Source organism: Nocardioidaceae bacterium SCSIO 66511, from assembly GCA_023100825.1.
Lineage (GTDB): Bacteria > Actinomycetota > Actinomycetes > Propionibacteriales > Nocardioidaceae > Solicola.
The window spans coordinates 3,443,091-3,459,712 of the sequence record CP095846.1 but is presented as its reverse complement, the minus strand read 5'-3'; the positions used below and the strand labels follow the sequence as shown (position 1 = coordinate 3,459,712).

Genomic DNA, 16,622 nt, shown 5'->3' with positions numbered 1-16,622 from the left:
GGTGCAGGTGAGCCGTTGGGTTCCTACACTCCTGGAATGGCCCATTACTGCGACTTCTGCGGCCGGCAGGCCGACGGCGACGTACTGCCGCTCACCTGGTCGTTCGCCGTCGAGAACGGGCGTACGCGCATCTACTGCGACCAGTGCACGCGGGCCAACGCACGCAGCATCGAGGGCCGGCTCGACAGCGAGTGGTGGTGACAGCGTTGTCGACCGCTATCCGGATGGTCGCCGGCGCGTCTTTCGGTAGACGTCGAGTGCTCGACCAACCGAGGAGTTCGTGCGACCGATCTCGACGACGGTGCGCTTGACGCGCTCCCAGTGCGGCAGGTTGCGATGCTCCTCGACCGCCCATTCGGCGACGGACACCCGCCAGGACAGCTCCTCGATCTTGCGCTCGAGATCGGCGTTGTGCTCCAGCAGATCGCCGGCCGCACGTCGTTCGTCGCGAATCCGGACGAGTAGCTCGCGTACGGAGATCAGCGATGCCTCGAGCAACTCGTCGTCATCGACCTGGTCGATGGTGTCGGGCCCGACATCCTCCTCGCGCGGGAGAAGGTCCTCGATCGGCCCGACGATGTCGTACTCGGCCTTCTCCAGCGCCTCGACCCATTCGGCGGCGAGCGCCTGCACGATCGGCAGTCGGTCCGCGGGCAGGAGCAGGCGACGCTTATTGGGTCGCCCGGACAGCATCTCGTGCGCGAACGCGCCCTTGACGATGTGCTCGTACTCGCGTTGGCTCAGCGACTCGTCGCGTTGCTGGTTGAGGTGCCGGATGAGGGCGACCTCGACGGCACCCAGGCCGCTGTTCGGATGCGCGACGACGTCGAGATCGAGCTTGGCGTCGGATAGTCCGACCACCTCGGCGAATCGGTCCCAGAGTACGTGGCGTTCGGCACCGACCGGCGGAACCGTGACGACGTGAACCTGCGACGGCGGCAGCGTCGACGCCCAGCGGGTGAGGACGTCCGGGACGTCCTCGACACCCCAGAACCATCGGAGGTTCCATCGGCTGTCGTCGCGCCGAAGGCACGCGTCGAGCCAGGAGTTGAAGCTCGCCATCTCGCCGTGTTTGACGTCTTCTTGCCAATGAGACGGCAGCTGACGGGCAAGGTCTCGGGCCGTGTAGACGATGTGCACCTCGGCGGGTGCGAGTGACTCGATCGCCCGCCTGGCGTGTTCGGCCGTTGCACCGGCGAACACATCGTGCGAGATGATGCTGATGCCGGGCCACCCGCGGGCGCGGAAGGCGACCTTCTCCCAATGGCCCTTCGCCTCGGGTCGGTGCTCCATGTTGAACGCGAGGTCCTGCAGGTCCACCGCGGCCAGATAGTGCTCGTCGTAGTAGTCCGCCGGATACAGCACGCCGTGATCGGCGAGCTCTTGCCGGTGGTGGTAGAGCACCTGCTCGATGAACGTCGTGCCGGTCTTCGGCGCGCCCACATGGATGTAGACCCGGTGAGGGACGCCCTTCGGAGGCTCCACGCTCGTCGTCCCCTCCCTGGTGTGTGCACCGCCGGGTAGCGGCTCGGGATCGGAGGTTCCCGTCGTCAACGATCAGACACTGTACCCAGAATCCCACGGCTTGACCCACCGGGGCGAGTACCGGTAATGCAAATTCAGCAATCGTCGAAACCGGGCAGGCTTTGTTCGAGGATCTCTCGAAACGGCGCGGTCGCGCCGAGCTGGCTCAGTACGCCGATCCCGCCTGCCCAGACCCGGTGGATGAGCAGGTACGACGGCGGGATGTTGATCTTCAGCGCGGTGCCGAGGCCTTGCGCCTGAGGGCTGCTCACCCGGTTGGCCTGTGCTCGCAGCCAATCTCGGCTGAAGGTGAATGTCGGCGTCTGTGCGGGCTCGACGAACGGCGCGAGGTACGCACGCATCGTGTCGGTGTCGAGCTTGGTCTCCGGCCGGATGAATCCCTCGGCGACCAAACCGTCGCGTACGGCATCCCAGTCGTCGTCGACGGCGTGGCGTAGCAGCCGGCCGACGACCGCCGGAAGGCCGCCCTCGGGGAGTCGGGCCACGGCTCCGTAGTCCACGACCCCGAGACGGCCGTCATCGAGTACGCGGAAGTTGCCCGGATGCGGGTCGGCATGCAGCATGCCGGTGCGCCCGGGGCCGGCGAACAGGAAGCGTACGTACGCCGCGCCGTAGTGATCACGATCCGCTTTGCTTCCGTCGGCGATCAACCGCGCTAGCGATGACTTGCTGTCCATCCACTCGCTCACCAGCACGGTCGTGGCGTGGTCGACGACCCGCGGAACCTTGACCGCCTCGTCACCCGCGAACGCCTCGGCGAACGCCTGCTGTGCCTGCGCCTCGAGGTCGTAGTCGAGCTCCTCGACCACGCGGTCCTTGAGCTCCTGCACGAGCGGTTTCACGTCGAGCCCGGGCGTGATGACGCCGAACAGTCGGCTGAGTCGGCCGATCTGGCGGAGGTCGCTCTCCAAAGCCGGGCCCGCGCCGGGGTACTGCACCTTCACCGCGACGTCGGTGCCGTCGTGCCATTTGCCGCGGTGGACCTGGCCGATCGAAGCCGCAGCGGCCGGATCGTCGTCGAGCTCGACCAAACGGGTACGCCAGTCGGGCCCGAACGCATCGGCGAGCACGCGGTGAACTGTGGCGGCCGGCATCGGGGGAGCGGAGTCCTGCAGCTTCGCGAGGGTCTCGCGGTACGGCCCGGACAGCTCCTCGGGCATGGCGGCCTCGAAGATGCTCAAGGTCTGCCCGAACTTCATCGCACCGCCCTTGAGGTCGCCGAGCACCTCGAAGATCTGCTCGGCGGTGCGCTGCTGCAGATCGGTCATCACCGAGCTGGCCGGCGTGCCGGAGAGCCGCCGCCCTAACCCGACGGTCGCCCGACTTGCGAGTCCCAGCGGGAGTCGGGCGAGTCGTGCCGTACGCGCGGCGGTGCTGCGCGGTACCGAACGGTGGGGCGGGTCCTCGGAACGGTCGCTCGGCGTCATGACCCCATTGTGTCGGGGGCGCCCAACGTCCCCTGCGCGGGTCCGGATCATCGCCTGCACGGACACTGCGGATGGAACGCAACCTCGGTCTCTTCCCAGTCGTGTAGGTCGGGGCCGAGGGTGATGGTGCGAGACGCCGTACGGGGCTCGACCTCGTCGCAGAACGCGGCGATCTCGTGTGCGATGAGTGCGCTCGCGAGCTGTCGCGTCGTTGCACTGAGCGCATAGGGGTCGGCAGGGCGCGCGAGTGGAGTGCCGAGCTGGGCCACGACCGCTGACCAGCACGGATCCCACTCGGCTCGCTGGCGATCCGAGCACTCGACGCACGGGCTCGTGGCGGGTTGGACGAACGGCCCGATCTGCACGCGGGCACCATCGACCGCCGCGACCAGGTGCGGTACGCGCTCGTGCCTGAAGGCGGCATAGGTCGCGCGATCCGCGGGGCCTGCGGAGATGACCAGCGCGACGGTCGCGAGCTGGCCGGGTGCGTAAGCGACGTCGACGCCGAGGTCGCGCACACAGGCCGTCGCAGAGTCGGCGAGCGCAGTCGTGGCGGGATCCACGCGCAACTCGACGCAGGACTGTGCGCGGCGTACGAGCCGATCGCGCATCTCCGGCGCTGCTACGCCGGCAAGTGCGAGGGAACGTGCTTCGGCGTCGAGACCGGGCTCGTCGTTGTCCCAAGGTTCGGCGTCAACGACGATGCCGGCGTCCTGTAGCGCTGCGATCAGGCCGGCTGGCGGGTCGGTCAACGCGGGTACGCCGTCGGACGCGAGCAGGGCGACCGTCGTCAGGTCGCGGTAACCGTCGAGCAGCCGCAGCAGGCCGACCAGGCCGGGTCGGTCCTCGACGACGAGGCAGTCATCGGTCGACGTACCGAACTGCAGGTGATTGCGGTCGCGACGGTAGACGTCGAATCCGGGGCGGAGTACAGGGCGCATGCAGTCAGCATGGCGGTTGCGGAGGTACCTGCTGCCGATTTCCACAATCGGCCATTCGCTCTGTGGAAAACCGCGAGGCCCCCGACCGGTGACGAGCGGCCCGCCTTCCCCTTGCGGACGCTCGGCCGAATCGGAGGCCTCGTGTGCATGCACGGTATGCCGAGGGACATACCGGCGTCAACTGGAGGTCGGGAAGCGTCATCCACGCCTGTGGATAGAGCTGGGGATGTCCTGTGGGACGCGCCCGCGCACCCTGTGGACAGCTGGGGATTTCGATGTGGATCCACGGCCGGTACCCGGGTCTGACCTGCGGTGTCGGCGCGAACGACTGTGGATGCGACACGGTTTCGGCGTGTTGTGCCTCGGGATTGCTCAGACCTCTATCGTGAGAGTGTGACGCACGCGACACCAGACGATGAATCGTCGCCCAAGATCGACATCCGGCGCAGTCGGCGCCGCCGTCGGTCGGTTGCTGCGTACCGTGACGGCGACACGATCGTGATCCTGATGCCCGACCGGCTGTCGCGAGCCGAGGAGCGCCGTTGGGTCGAGACGATGCTCGAGCGGCTGGAGCGCCAGTCGGAACGACGCAAGCCCACCGATGCTGATCTGCAGCGGCGCGCAGACGCGCTGAACGTGCGGCACCTCGACGGCACCTGCGAGGCCGAGTCGGTCCGGTGGGTCGATAACCAGACGGCGCGCTGGGGCTCCTGCACGATCGAGGACCGGTCCATCAGGTTGTCCAGCCGCCTCCAGGGCATGCCGCTGTGGGTCATCGACTACGTGCTCATGCATGAGCTGGCACATCTGCGGGTGCCAGGGCACGACGACGAGTTCTGGGAGCTGGTGAACCGCTACCCGCGCACCGAGCGCGCCCGCGGCTTCCTCGACGGTGTCTCGCTTGCGGCCGGGCTCGACTGGGTGGATGAGTAGGTGCTTTGGGCAGGTTTCTTCGGCGTGCGACTACCCGATTGCCTGATTCCTCGTCGCCGTCGGCTTCACCTCGCCTTCCGTCTGGGCAAAAGACGCGGCGACGCGCGGAGCCGCCACTTCGGCTCAGGATCCTCGGCGGCTCTCCCTCACCTTGATATGAGATCGGGGTAAAGATTTGTTTCGGTGTCACGTCCGTACCGGTAGTCGCTGGCATACCAACGGGCACTGCAACGTGTCACTCTGCACGGCGTACCTGCCCTGCAAAGTGGAGTTTCACCATGTCTACTTGGTAAAGCGCCACCGACCGACCCCGCAAAAGCCCAACCGCAACGGGAAAGCCGGCGGCGAACCCAACCTGGTAGCTGCGGCTCCCGCGTCGCCGCGTCTTTTCCGAACCCACGCAGTACGGACAGCCGACAGCGACGAGGAATCGGGCAGACGGGTAGCCGCACCGCAGGAAGCGTAACGCCGACAGCGAAACCGAACCGGGCAGGCGGGCAGTCGTACCGATAAGCCCGGCTGCCTCAGCGCCGCGCCGCGTGCTCGACCAGCGCGCGTACGCTCGCATCGGCGCTGTCGGGCAGCGCGCCGATCGGAAACCACGTGAGGGCGGCGGACTCGTCGCTGATCCGCTCGCGCGCACCAGGTGGCGCGTACGCGACGAACTGCACGTCCAGGTGGTGTGCCGGGCGTACGGGGCCGCACGGCACCTCGTGGCGAGACAGGAGCACCGGATCGGGGTCGGTACGAAGACCGTCGATGCCTGACTCCTCGACACCCTCGCGGGTTGCCGCCGCGACCAGATCGGCGTCGACGTCCTCGCAGTGGCCGCCGGTCTGCAGCCATCGCCCGAGCTTGCGGTGCAGCGTGAGCAGCACCTGCGATCGGTCCGCGGACATCACCAGGACACTTGCCGTGAGGTGATCCGGCCGGCAGGAGCGCTGCATCGCATCGCGATGGTGGCCGAGATGGCGGAGGTACGTGCGGCGTAGCGCGTCCTGCGCGTCATCGGGTGCACGCCACCTGGTGAGTACGTCGACCGCGTCGGCGTGCAGCGTCATGAACCGGCGGACTCGTCTCCCTCGCCCGACTCGTCGTCGGACGAGGACTCTCCGGCCGAGTCGAGCAGATCGGCGAGTGCCGCGTCGAAGTCCTCGTCGTCGATGCGGGTGTCGTCGTCGGTTGCGAACCCGAGCGGATCGTCGAGGTCGGCCGCAGACGGGAGCAGATCCGGGTGCGCCCACACGGCGTCGCGGGCCTCCGCGCCCTGTCGGTCGCGCAATGCGGCCCACAGATGAGCGGCATCGCGTAGACGACGTGGCCTGAGCTCGAGACCGACCAGCGACGCGAACGTCTCCTCTGCGGGACCACCCGCGGCCCGGCGGCGGCGTACAGCCTCACGCAGGCTCTTCGCGGCGGGCATCCGCTCGTCGGTCGCCTGGCTCACCACCTCGTCGACCCATCCTTCGACGAGCGCCAGCAGCAGTTCGAGCCGCTCCAGGGCGCTCTGTTGCTCGGGCGTACGAGTCGGCTCGAACAGGCCACCGGACAATGCCTCGTTGAGGGCGTTCGGGTTGGTCGGGTCGATGTCGCGCATCGACTCCTCGATCCGGGACATGTCGATGCGCGTACCGCGACCGAACTCCTCGATCGCACCGACGAGGCGTGCGCGGAGCCACGGCGCGTGGGCGAAGAGCCGATGGTGCGCACACTCGCGGAGTACCAGGTAGAGCGTCACGTCGGTCGGTGTCACGCCGAGGCCCTCGCCGAACTCCTTGACGTTACGGGGCAGGATCGCGGCGACTCCGTCGGGACCGAGCGGGAGCCCGACGTCGGTCGTCGAGACGACCTCGGCGGCGAGCTCGCCGAGAGCCCGGCCGATCTGCTGGCCGAACATCGCGCCGCCGGCCTGGCCGAGGAATCCCATCAGCGGGCCCGCCATCTGCTTGGCCTCTTCGGGCACCGCGTCGCTCATCGCGGTGACGACATGCTCGGCGATCGGCTCGACCAGCGTGCGCCACGTCGGCGACGTCGCCTCGATCCACTCCGCGCGGCTCCACGCAGCCGAAGTGGTCGCGCCCGCCGGGATGCTCGTCGCGCCGTCGAGCCACAGCTCGGCCAGGCGTACCGCGTCGGAGACGGCACCCGTATCGGCGGTCGTCACCGACGGGTCGGGTGACTGGGCGACGGTGTGCCGAGCGATCTCGGTGGCGAGCTCCCAGTTCACACTGCCCTCATGCGGCGCGAACATCCGCTGCATCTGGGACATGATGACGTTCATATCGGGCATCTGCCCACCGGAGAACGCCTGGAACATCTGCTCCATGGGGGTACCGGCGAAGGGGTTCTGCTGGCTGCCCGGGCCAGAGTCGTCCGGACCCTTGTCCGGAGTGTTGTCCTGGCTGTCGTCTGGTGGGTTCGTGGCCATGTCTACAAACCTACTCGTAGGGTGATGGGCTATGAGCTCCGCCGAGGTGATCCGACTGCTCGACGTACGCGACGAGCCTCTGCGTGTCGACGAGGTGTACGCCAGTGTGGTCGATGCGTATGCCGGCGGAGTCGGGCTGTTCGTCGGCACTGTGCGCGATCACGACGGCGGTCGAGGCGTCGATCGCCTGGAGTACTCCGCCCACCCTACGGTGAATGCCCGGATGCGGGAGGTCGCCGAGGCGATCGTCGCGCGCTACGACGTCGTCGCGCTGAGCGCAGTGCACCGAGTCGGGTCGCTCGGCATCGGTGACATCGCAGTCGTCGTCGCGGTGTCCGCGGCGCACCGCGGCCAGGCGATGGATGCTTGCCACGCGCTCATCGACGATCTGAAGTCCGGTGTGCCGATCTGGAAGCACCAGGTGTTCGCCGACGGCAGCGACGAGTGGGTCGGCACCCCATGACGGCGTGCCTGGCACCGCGTACGTACCGGCCTGCCTAGGCTGTCGGGGTGGAGATTCTGCTCTGGCTGGCCGCGCCCCTGGCGGTGACCGCCGTTGCGATGCTGTGGGCAGGTTGGCGCGGCCGCCGCCCGTCGGCGCGCACCCTGCGGGCGAGTGACGAGCGTGCTCAGGAGCGGTTCTCGCGCGCCATGAGCAGACGTCCGCGCAAACCTCTGCTCGTTGCGACCCAACATCGTGAGCGTCCGAGCGGAGTCGCCGTACGCCCCTCCAGCCGTACGCGCAGCCTGCGGTGAAAGAGTAGGTTCCGTGTCCCGCCGTAACCTCACGCTGTTCGCTGCCGCTGCGGCGACGCTTGTGCTGGTCTGCGTGGCGGCGCTCATCCCCGTCCCGTACGTGACGATGAAACCGGGTCCGACCTTCGACACGCTCGGCAAGTTCGAGGACAAGCCGGTGATCCAGTTCGGCGACGGAGTTCGTACGTACGACACCGATGGCGAGCTTCGGTTCACGACGGTTTCGGTCACCAGCGCCGGATCCAAGCTGTCGCTCGGTCAAGCGGTATCGGCGTGGTTCAGCGACGACGACGCCGTCGTTCCTCGTGACGTGATCTACCCCGAGGGGCAGACTGCCGAGGAGGCGGAGCAGGAGACCAGCCTGCAGATGTCGAGCTCGAAGACGATCTCCGAGGCGGTGGCGCTTCGGGCCGCCGGCTACGACGTACGGGTGGCGGTGGAGAAGCCGGTCGATCCGAAGGGCCCGGCCGCAGGCAAGCTCGAGGTCGGCGACACGATCCTGGCGGTCGACGGTGAGAAGGTCCACTCGCCCGACGACGTCATCAACTCGATCGCCACGCTGAAGCCGGGCACCGATGTGGAGCTCGACATCGAACGCGGCCCCGACGAGCGCACGGTCACCCTGACGACGGAGAAGCATCCAGAAGACGCTTCGATGTCGCGGATCGGCATCGGCATCGGGTACGACTTTCCCGTCACGGTGACCAACAACGTCGGCGAGGACGTCGGCGGGCCGAGCGCCGGAATGATGTTCGCGCTCGCCATGTACGACGAGCTGACTCGCGGGTCGCTCACCGGCGACAAGGTCGTCGCCGGCACCGGGACGATCGCCGACGACGGCACGGTCGGCCCGATCGGCGGCATCCAGCAGAAGATCGCGGGTGCCGCTGCGGCAGACGCGTCGATCTTCCTGACGCCGACCGGCAACTGCGCCGAGGCTGCCGACGGCGATGACCACGGGTTGACGCTCGTCGAAGCCAAGACGTTCGACCAGGCGGTCAAGTCCCTGGAAGCCCTTGCCAACGATCCCGGTGCGGAGGTTCCGCTGTGCGAGTAGGAGAGGACTCTGCGCTTCGACAGGCAGCGCTCGAGGTCGAGGAGCATGCCGCAGAAGCGGGTTGGGACCAACCGCCCACGTTGTACGCATTGGTGCCGACCGGCGATCTCGTCCGGGCTGAGCCGGAGATGGCGCGCAGCCTCGGGCTCGATGAGTCCGCCGACCCCGAATCGCTCACGCCGGTAGCCCAGGACGACATACCCGCCGACCGGTCGTTCGAGGAGACCCTCGCGCGCATCATGTGGCCGCCGCAGGTCTTCGGCTGCGCGGCAGTCGTCGAACGCCTGATGCTGCCGCCCGACGCCGAGGAGGGTCTGCCCGACGAGCCGAGCGAACTCGAGTCGTACGCGGCGAAGCATCCCGACCGTCAGGACGTACGCATCGTGGCCGCGGTGAACCGTTCCGGCGAGGTCCATTGTGCGGTTCGGATGCGCACCAACCCCGACGATCTGCTCGAGGGACCCGACCTCGTACCGGCACTGACGAGGCTGCTCTCGGAGACCCTGGCAGACTAGTACCATCCCCGGTCGCAGACCCACGGTTTGTGACCGGGCTCAGTTTGAGCGCTCGATACAAGGAGAGACGTGAGCGACGGTTTCGCAGCTGGGTCGAAGCGCGACGAGGAGCCGCCCACGTCCAGTGGCCGCGGGCGGCGGGTGTTGATCCCGACGATCATCACTCTCGCCGCGCTGATCTTCCTCGCGTCCATCTTCACCGGCATCTGGACCGACCGGCTGTGGTTCCAGGCGCTCGACTACTCCTCGGTCTACTCGACTTTGCTCGGCACGCGCGTACTGCTGTTCATCGTGTTCGGCGTCGTCTTCGCCGGAGTCGTGCTCGGCAGTGTCTACCTCGCGTACCGTTGCCGACCTCCGCTCGGCGCCCAGTCGCGGATCAGCGATCCGGTCGCGCGTTATCGCGACGGCATCGACCCCGTGCGCAAGCCGTTGTTCATCGTGCTCGGCATCGCGCTCGTCGGATTCTCCGGCGCCGTCGCGGTCGGCAAGTGGGAGACGTACCTGCTGTGGCGCAACGGCGGCTCGTTCGGAACCGAGGACGAGTACTTCGGCAAGGACATCGGCTTCTTCGTCTTCGACTACCCGTGGTTCCGCTTCCTCGCCTCGTACGGTTTCGCGCTGCTGATCGTTGCGCTGATACTCACGGCGCTCGTGTACTACCTGTACGGCGCGATCTCCTTCCAGGCGCGCGTGAGCAAGGTGTCGACCGCCGCGCGCATCCATCTGTCGATCATGATCGGCGTCTTCATGCTGCTGAAGGCGTTCGCGTACTGGCTCGACCGGTACGGTTTCGCGACCGCAGACGGCTCCTTGCACACGGGCATCTCGTACACCGACGCGCATGCGCGGATCCCGAGCAAGAACATCCTGATCGTCATCGCGCTCATCTGCGCGATCCTGTTCTTCGTCAACGCCGTACGCGGCTCGTGGATGCTCCCGGGCATCGGTGTCGGGCTGTTGCTGCTGTCGTCGATCCTGATCGGCGGCATCTGGCCGGCGATCATGCAGTCCTTCCAGGTGAAGCCGTCGGAGCAGGACAAAGAGTCGCCGTACATCGAGAAGAACATCACCGCGACCCGCGATGCGTACGACATCTCTGATGTGAAGGTCGACGACTACGACGCCAGGTCGAGCATTGCCCCGTCGGAGCTGCGCGAGTCGTCGGAGACGCGCGTCTCGACGCGACTGCTCGACCCGACGCTCGTGGCGCCGGCCTTCGAGCAGTTGCAGCAGGTGCGCGGCTACTACACCGTGCCCGACACGCTCGACATCGACCGCTACACGATCGACGAGGACGATCAGCCGCAGGATCTCGTGATCGCGGCCCGCGAGCTCGACCTGAGTGGTCTGCAGGACAGCCAGCGCACCTGGACCGGTGACCACACCGTCTACACCCACGGCTACGGCGTCATCGCCGCACGCGGCAACCAGGTCAACTCCGAGGGCGAGCCGGTGTGGGTGGAGAAGGACATCCCGCCGGTCGGCGACTTCGACTTCAAGAAGGAGCCGCGCATCTATTACGGAGAGGCGTTCGCCGAGGGTGGCGGCGGCCCTCAGTACTCGATCGTGGGTGCTCCCGAGGGTGCCAACCCGGTCGAGATCGACATCCCGACCGGTGGCAGCAGCGGCGGTGATGACACCGAGGCGTCCACCCAGAACACCTACGACGGCGAGGGTGGTGTCGGGATCGGCAGCACCTTCCGGCAGCTCCTGTACGCCGCGAAGTTCGGCGAGCCGAACATCCTGCTGTCGAGCCGGGTCAACTCCGAGTCGAAGATCCTGTACGACCGCGATCCGCGGCACCGGGTCGAGAAGGTCGCACCGTGGCTGCAGGTCGACGGCGACCCGTACCCTGCGGTCGTCGACGGCCGGGTCGTGTGGATCGTCGACGGTTACACGGCCAGCGACGACTACCCGTTGTCGGAGAAGCGCTCGATGGAGGAGGCCACCTCCGACACGCTCACCAACACCGGAGCGCAGGAGGCCTTGCCGACCGATCAGGTCAACTACGTTCGCAACTCGGTCAAGGCGGTCGTCGATGCGTACGACGGCACGGTCGACATGTACCAATGGGACACCGAGGATCCGCTGCTGGATGCGTGGATGGAGACGTTCCCCGATGTCGTCAAGCCGAAGTCGGAGATCTCCGAGGATCTGATGGCGCATCTGCGCTATCCGGTCGACCTGTACAAGCTGCAGCGCGATGTGCTGGAGCGCTACCACGTGACCGACTCCGACACGTTCTACCAGGACGACGAGCGTTGGGTCGTACCGCAGGACCCGACGTCGGACACCGGTGAGAAGCAGCCGCCGTACTACCTGTCGATGGCACGGCCGGCGGAGAACAGCCCGAACTTCTCGCTGACGAGCGTGTATGTCCCGAACAACCGGGACAACCTCGGCGCGTTCATGTCGGTCAACTCCGAGGCGACGAGCGACGACTACGGGTCGTTCCAGATTCTGCAGCTGTCGAGCGAGCGGCAGATCCCGGGTCCGAACCAGATGGACAACACGTTCGCGAACGACGACAGCGTTCGGCAGAAACTGCTGAGCTTCACCAACAACGAGAACGTCGAGGTGAAGTACGGCAACCTGCTGTCGCTGCCGATCGGCGAGGCGTTGTTGTACGTACAGCCGATCTATACCCAGAACACCGGCACCTCCGGCTCGTATCCGGTGCTGCAGATGGTCGTCACGTCGTTCGGCGAGGAAGTCGGCTCCGGCCGCGATCTGGACGAGGCACTGCGCGATGCACTCGGCATCGGGTCGAACACCGACACCGGTGGCTCCGATGGCTCCGACGACGGTGGTGAGGACAACGAGCCGTCGACGGGTGCAGAGGCCACTGCGCGTGATCTGGTCAGCCAGGCAGTAACGGCTCTTGAGGACGCGCAAGCCGCGCTCAGCGACGGCGAGTTGGGCACGTACCAGAAGAAGAACGACGAGGCAGCAAGACTTCTCGAGGAAGCACAGTCCTTGATGGGCGGGGATTCGCCCGATGAAGGCACGAACGAGTCGGGCGGCTCGGACGGCGACACCGGTGGTTCCGAAGGCGATTCGGGCGACGCCGACGGCGGTAACTGACTCCCAGAGTTCGGCGCGCAGTCGTTGGTGTTGAGCGACAACATCAACGACTACGCGCCGAACTCCTCGTGAGCGGGACCCGATTTGATTCCCGCTCGCGCAGCCCTCTATAGTTGCGAACGCGACGCGGGGTGGAGCAGTTCGGTAGCTCGCTGGGCTCATAACCCAGAGGTCGCAGGTTCAAATCCTGCCCCCGCTACCAAGGAGATCGAGGTCAGACAATGTCTGGCCTCGATTTTTCGTTTCCCGCCGAGGTACGGCGTCCGGCCGATAGGGCGGCGCTTATTGGCGGGAAGACGTACCTCGGCGGGGCGTAGAAGGGCGCTGCGCTCGGGCGTTGCCGAGGCCGTGCTGGCAAGCCACGATGGAGTATGGCCGCCGCTCCCGCTCTCCGCTGGTCGGTACGCGGCGGGCTCGGCGCGCTGGTTCTCCTGGGAGGAGCGCTCGCCTTGTTGACCGCCCTGCAGCGTCAGCTGATCTACTTCCCGGACGCGTACGCGCCGCCGCCGGCCGATGAGGTGATCGACGGTGCGCGTGACGTCACGCTGCACACGAGCGACGGGCTCGAGCTCGACGCATGGTTCGTCCCGGTGCCGCCGGGCGTACGGGACCGCAAGCACGCCGTCCTGGTCGCGCCAGGCAACGGGGGCAACCGTCTCGGGCGGGTCGAGTTGGCTCGTGTGCTGCGTGACCGCGGGCTCGCGGTGTTGCTGATGGACTACCGGGGCTATGGCGGCAATCCCGGTAGTCCGTCCGAGGATGGGCTCGCCCGCGACGCCGACGCGGCCGTCGACGCGCTCGGGAATCTCGGCTACCCGCCGGCCCGGACGATCTACCTCGGCGAGTCGTTGGGCACAGGAGTCGTTGCCGCACTGCAGCAGCGGCATCCGCCGGCAGGCGTCGTACTCCGTTCGCCGTTCACCGAGCTGGCCGACGTCGGCGCGCAGCACTATCCGTGGCTGCCGGTCCGATGGCTCCTGCGCGACCGGTTCCCCGTACTCGATCACATCGAAGCGACCGATGTGCCGGTCACGGTGATCTACGGCAGGCGCGACTCCATCGTGCCGTCGCGCCTCAGCGCCGAGGTTGCCACGGCGGCGCCGAACCTCGCTGAGACGGTTGTGCTCAACGCGGATCACAACGATCCGGTCATGTTCGGCGCGAAGGTGGCCGATGCGGTCGTGCGTCAGATCGACCAGAGATGAGTACCGTCGTCGGTGTCGATCTGTACGGGTTCGGATCGTCGGTGGGCTAGAAGCCGAACCACAACGAAAAGGGACGGACCCCGATGAAGTACGCACTGTTGATCTGTGATGACGAGACCGACCCGCCGAGCACCGAAGACCTCGCGGCCGACCCAGTGCACCAGGCATGGGCCGACGACCTGCGCAGGCGCGACGCCTTCCTCGTCGGTGTGCGGCTGCGCCCGACCGAGACTGCGTCCACCGTGCGTGTACGAGCCGACGAGACCCTGGTGTCGGACGGGCCGTTCGTGGAGACCAAGGACTTCGTCGGCGGCGTGGTGATCATCGACGTCGCGGATCTCGACGAGGCGGTCGCGGTGGCCGCCGGGCACCCGTACGCGCGTACGGGTAGCGTCGAGATCCGGCCGCTGTGGACCTGGGTGCCCGGGCCCGATGACCTCTAGCAGGGAGAAGCATGTCCGACTCTGTCCGCCTCGACGTCCACGAGGGTGTCGCCCGAGTCACCCTGAACCGTCCCGACAACGGCAACGCCCTCGACCTCGACGTTGCTCATCGACTCCTCGACGTCGTGCAGAAGGTCGCAGCTGACGACGATGCGCGGGTGATGCTGCTGCGTGCTGAAGGCCGGATGTTCTGTGCAGGCGGCGATCTGGCCGCGATGCGCGCTGCACCCGACCCGGGCGCGTACGTCGCCGAGCTGGCGCACGCGGCGCATGAAGCCATTCGGGCCATCGTTGCGCTGAAGAAGCCGATCGTCGCCGCGGTGCAGGGCGCGGCTGCTGGTGCGGGCCTCTCGCTCGTACTGCTGTCGGATCTGGTGATAGCGGCCGAGCGAGCCACCTTCGTGACGGCGTACACCGCGGTCGGTCTCACGCCGGACTGCGGCCAGTCGTGGCTGCTTCCGCGGGCAATCGGCACCGGTCGCGCAGTCGATCTGATGCTCAACTCCCCGCGGTTGACGGCCGAGAAGGCCGTACACCTCGGAGTCGCAACCGAGGCGGTCGTCGATGACGTGCTCGAGAACCGCGCAGGCGAGACCGCTGCCAGGTTGGCAACCGGTCCGTCCCATGCATTCGGCCATGCCCGCTGGTTGATCCGGTCCGCCGACGCTGCCGGGCTCGACGCGCATCTCGACCGCGAGGCCGAGACGATTGCTGCAATGGCCGCCACGGACGACACGGCGGCGCTGATCGAGTCGTTCGGCGCGTCCTGACTCCGTACGTATACTCAGGCGCGGAGCGGCGTCGGGAGCGATGCCTCGGAGGGGACACTGTTCATGCATCTGCCCAACCGTTCGACGCGCGTACGCCTTGCCATGTTGACGGCTACCGCTGTGGCAGCGAGCCTCACTCTCGGTCAGCCGACGAGCAGCGCCGACAACGAGCAACCTCGTGACGTACGACCGACGCACGTTCGCGCGCAGGCAGTGGTCTCGAAGCCATTAGCCAAACCGCCCAAGGGATTGCGCGATCTGCGACAGCTGGCCGAGGCGGATCGCTCGATGCCGGAGCCCGCTTGGTCGCCGAGCGACGCTGCGCTCGCCGACGTCGCCGCAACGCTCGGCGAACGCAAGCCGTGGCAGAACAGGGTTCCGCGTAAGAAGATGCCGCGCAGCGTCGGCAAGCTCTACACCTACAACGATGGAGCGTTCGGCGAATGCTCGGCCTTCGCGGTACGCGACCGCGCGTTCCCGAAGAAGCGGAGCTTCGTCGTCACTGCCGGCCACTGCCTCGTCGACCCGAAGACGAAGGACTGGAAGGACGTCGTCGAGTTCTATCCGAAGTACTACGGCAAGAAGGGCTCGCCGTACGGCGGATGGGACGCGAAACGCCTCCTCACGTACGACAAGTGGTACAACAAGGGCAAGTGGACGCACGACATCGGAGTCGTCAGGCTCCAACATTTCAAGGGCAAACAGATCGTCGACCGTGTCGGCGGCAACCGTCTCGCGTACGGCGCCAAACCACGCGACAAGCGGGTTCGGTTCATCGGATATCCGGCCGCGGGCCGGTACGACGGCAAGTTCCCCTACCAATGCGTCGGCTCTGCCCGCCGCGATGCGAAGCGTAAGTGGATGACGGTCATGCCGTGTGCGACTCGCGAGGGTGCGAGCGGCGGACCGTGGTTCAAGAAGATGCTGAACCGAAACACCGGGGTCGCGTACGCCGCGCTGTCGCGTGGCACGAGCAGTGGCAAGCGAATCATCACGGCGCCGACGTTCAAGAAGAGTCTGCGCAGGATCACGTTCAAGAAGAAGTGGTGACCGGTCCCTCGCCGGTGCGGATATCACCCGCCACAGGTGAGGCCCCATACCAGAAGTGCGTCTAACTTCACCAATATGGACAGTTTCTGGGACTTCTTCTGGTTCATCATCTCCTTCTTCCTGCTCATGGCGTACTTGGTGGTGCTCTTCCAGATCATCACCGATCTGTTCCGCGACCACACCACAAACGGTTGGATCAAGGCGGTCTGGGTCTTCTTCCTCATCGTCCTGCCATTGCTGACCGCGCTGGCGTACCTCATCTTCCGCGGTCGCGACATGACGGCGCGCAACCTCGCCGCAGCGGGCGCCGCGAAGCACGACACCGACGCGTACATCCGTTCTGTCTCCGCCGGCGCAGGCTCGCCCGCCGACGAGATCAAACGGGCGAAAGATCTGCTCGACGCGGGGGTCATCGACGACCAGGAGTTCAATGCGCTCAAGTCGAAGGCGCTGAGCTGAGCTTTC

Annotated in this window: 17 protein-coding genes and 1 tRNA gene; 13 read left to right on the top strand and 5 right to left on the bottom strand. The window is 66.9% G+C overall.

Annotation, left to right across the window (positions count from 1 at the left end):
• Nucleotides 1-36: 36 nt before the first annotated feature.
• Nucleotides 37-201 carry a hypothetical protein gene (locus tag MU582_16320; GenBank protein ID UPK73985.1) on the top strand — a complete coding sequence of 55 codons (165 nt, stop codon included), beginning with the start codon at nt 37-39 and terminating at the stop codon, nt 199-201.
• 15 nt (nt 202-216) lie between these two features.
• On the opposite strand, the gene MU582_16315 is transcribed toward MU582_16320, so the two are convergent.
• The 3 genes from MU582_16315 to MU582_16305 form a co-directional block, all read right to left on the bottom strand.
• On the bottom strand, nt 217-1,554 hold the full coding sequence (locus tag MU582_16315) for a hypothetical protein (GenBank protein ID UPK73984.1): 1,338 nt from the start codon (nt 1,552-1,554) through the stop codon (nt 217-219).
• A 65-nt stretch (nt 1,555-1,619) separates the two neighbouring features.
• Nucleotides 1,620-2,972, bottom strand: coding sequence for an AarF/ABC1/UbiB kinase family protein (locus MU582_16310; protein ID UPK73983.1), 1,353 nt, complete (start codon nt 2,970-2,972; stop codon nt 1,620-1,622).
• A gap of 47 nt (nt 2,973-3,019) precedes the next feature.
• On the bottom strand, nt 3,020-3,913 hold the full coding sequence (locus MU582_16305) for a TOMM precursor leader peptide-binding protein (protein ID UPK73982.1): 894 nt from the start codon (nt 3,911-3,913) through the stop codon (nt 3,020-3,022).
• A gap of 393 nt (nt 3,914-4,306) precedes the next feature.
• Between MU582_16305 and MU582_16300 the strand changes: the two genes are divergently transcribed.
• Nucleotides 4,307-4,846 (top strand): M48 family metallopeptidase, encoded by a 540-nt coding sequence (locus MU582_16300; protein ID UPK73981.1) that lies wholly within the window; start codon nt 4,307-4,309, stop codon nt 4,844-4,846.
• A 524-nt stretch (nt 4,847-5,370) separates the two neighbouring features.
• On the opposite strand, the gene MU582_16295 is transcribed toward MU582_16300, so the two are convergent.
• Nucleotides 5,371-5,907, bottom strand: coding sequence for an NUDIX hydrolase (locus MU582_16295; protein ID UPK73980.1), 537 nt, complete (start codon nt 5,905-5,907; stop codon nt 5,371-5,373).
• A complete protein-coding gene (locus MU582_16290) occupies nt 5,904-7,274 on the bottom strand; it encodes a zinc-dependent metalloprotease (GenBank protein UPK73979.1) in 1,371 nt (456 codons plus the stop codon). The genes MU582_16295 and MU582_16290 overlap by 4 nt, the downstream gene beginning before the upstream one ends.
• Nucleotides 7,275-7,305: 31 nt before the next feature.
• Here MU582_16290 and MU582_16285 point away from each other — a divergent pair, with 31 nt between their 5' ends.
• From MU582_16285 to MU582_16235, 11 genes are all read left to right on the top strand, one after another.
• Nucleotides 7,306-7,737: a molybdenum cofactor biosynthesis protein MoaE gene (locus MU582_16285; GenBank protein UPK73978.1), complete on the top strand. Its 432-nt coding sequence runs from the start codon at nt 7,306-7,308 to the stop codon at nt 7,735-7,737.
• A 47-nt stretch (nt 7,738-7,784) separates the two neighbouring features.
• Nucleotides 7,785-8,030 carry a hypothetical protein gene (locus tag MU582_16280; protein UPK73977.1) on the top strand — a complete coding sequence of 82 codons (246 nt, stop codon included), beginning with the start codon at nt 7,785-7,787 and terminating at the stop codon, nt 8,028-8,030.
• A 13-nt stretch (nt 8,031-8,043) separates the two neighbouring features.
• Entirely contained in the window at nt 8,044-9,087 is a 1,044-nt protein-coding gene (locus MU582_16275) for a PDZ domain-containing protein (protein UPK73976.1), read from the top strand.
• A complete protein-coding gene (locus MU582_16270) occupies nt 9,078-9,602 on the top strand; it encodes a PPA1309 family protein (GenBank protein UPK73975.1) in 525 nt (174 codons plus the stop codon). The genes MU582_16275 and MU582_16270 overlap by 10 nt, the downstream gene beginning before the upstream one ends.
• A 69-nt stretch (nt 9,603-9,671) precedes the next feature.
• Nucleotides 9,672-12,689, top strand: coding sequence for a UPF0182 family protein (locus MU582_16265; protein UPK73974.1), 3,018 nt, complete (start codon nt 9,672-9,674; stop codon nt 12,687-12,689).
• A gap of 125 nt (nt 12,690-12,814) precedes the next feature.
• Nucleotides 12,815-12,891 (top strand) — tRNA-Met (locus MU582_16260).
• Between the two features lie 169 nt (nt 12,892-13,060).
• A complete protein-coding gene (locus MU582_16255; GenBank protein ID UPK73973.1) occupies nt 13,061-13,894 on the top strand; it encodes an alpha/beta hydrolase in 834 nt (277 codons plus the stop codon).
• Nucleotides 13,895-13,977: 83 nt separating this feature from the next.
• Nucleotides 13,978-14,337 (top strand): YciI family protein, encoded by a 360-nt coding sequence (locus MU582_16250; GenBank protein UPK73972.1) that lies wholly within the window; start codon nt 13,978-13,980, stop codon nt 14,335-14,337.
• 11 nt (nt 14,338-14,348) lie between these two features.
• On the top strand, nt 14,349-15,107 hold the full coding sequence (locus MU582_16245; GenBank protein ID UPK73971.1) for an enoyl-CoA hydratase-related protein: 759 nt from the start codon (nt 14,349-14,351) through the stop codon (nt 15,105-15,107).
• A gap of 63 nt (nt 15,108-15,170) precedes the next feature.
• Nucleotides 15,171-16,157 (top strand): hypothetical protein, encoded by a 987-nt coding sequence (locus tag MU582_16240; GenBank protein UPK73970.1) that lies wholly within the window; start codon nt 15,171-15,173, stop codon nt 16,155-16,157.
• A gap of 75 nt (nt 16,158-16,232) precedes the next feature.
• The gene (locus tag MU582_16235) at nt 16,233-16,616 is read left to right on the top strand and encodes an SHOCT domain-containing protein (protein ID UPK73969.1); all 384 of its coding nucleotides are present in this window, start codon (nt 16,233-16,235) and stop codon (nt 16,614-16,616) included.
• The last annotated feature ends 6 nt before the right edge of the window (nt 16,617-16,622 follow it).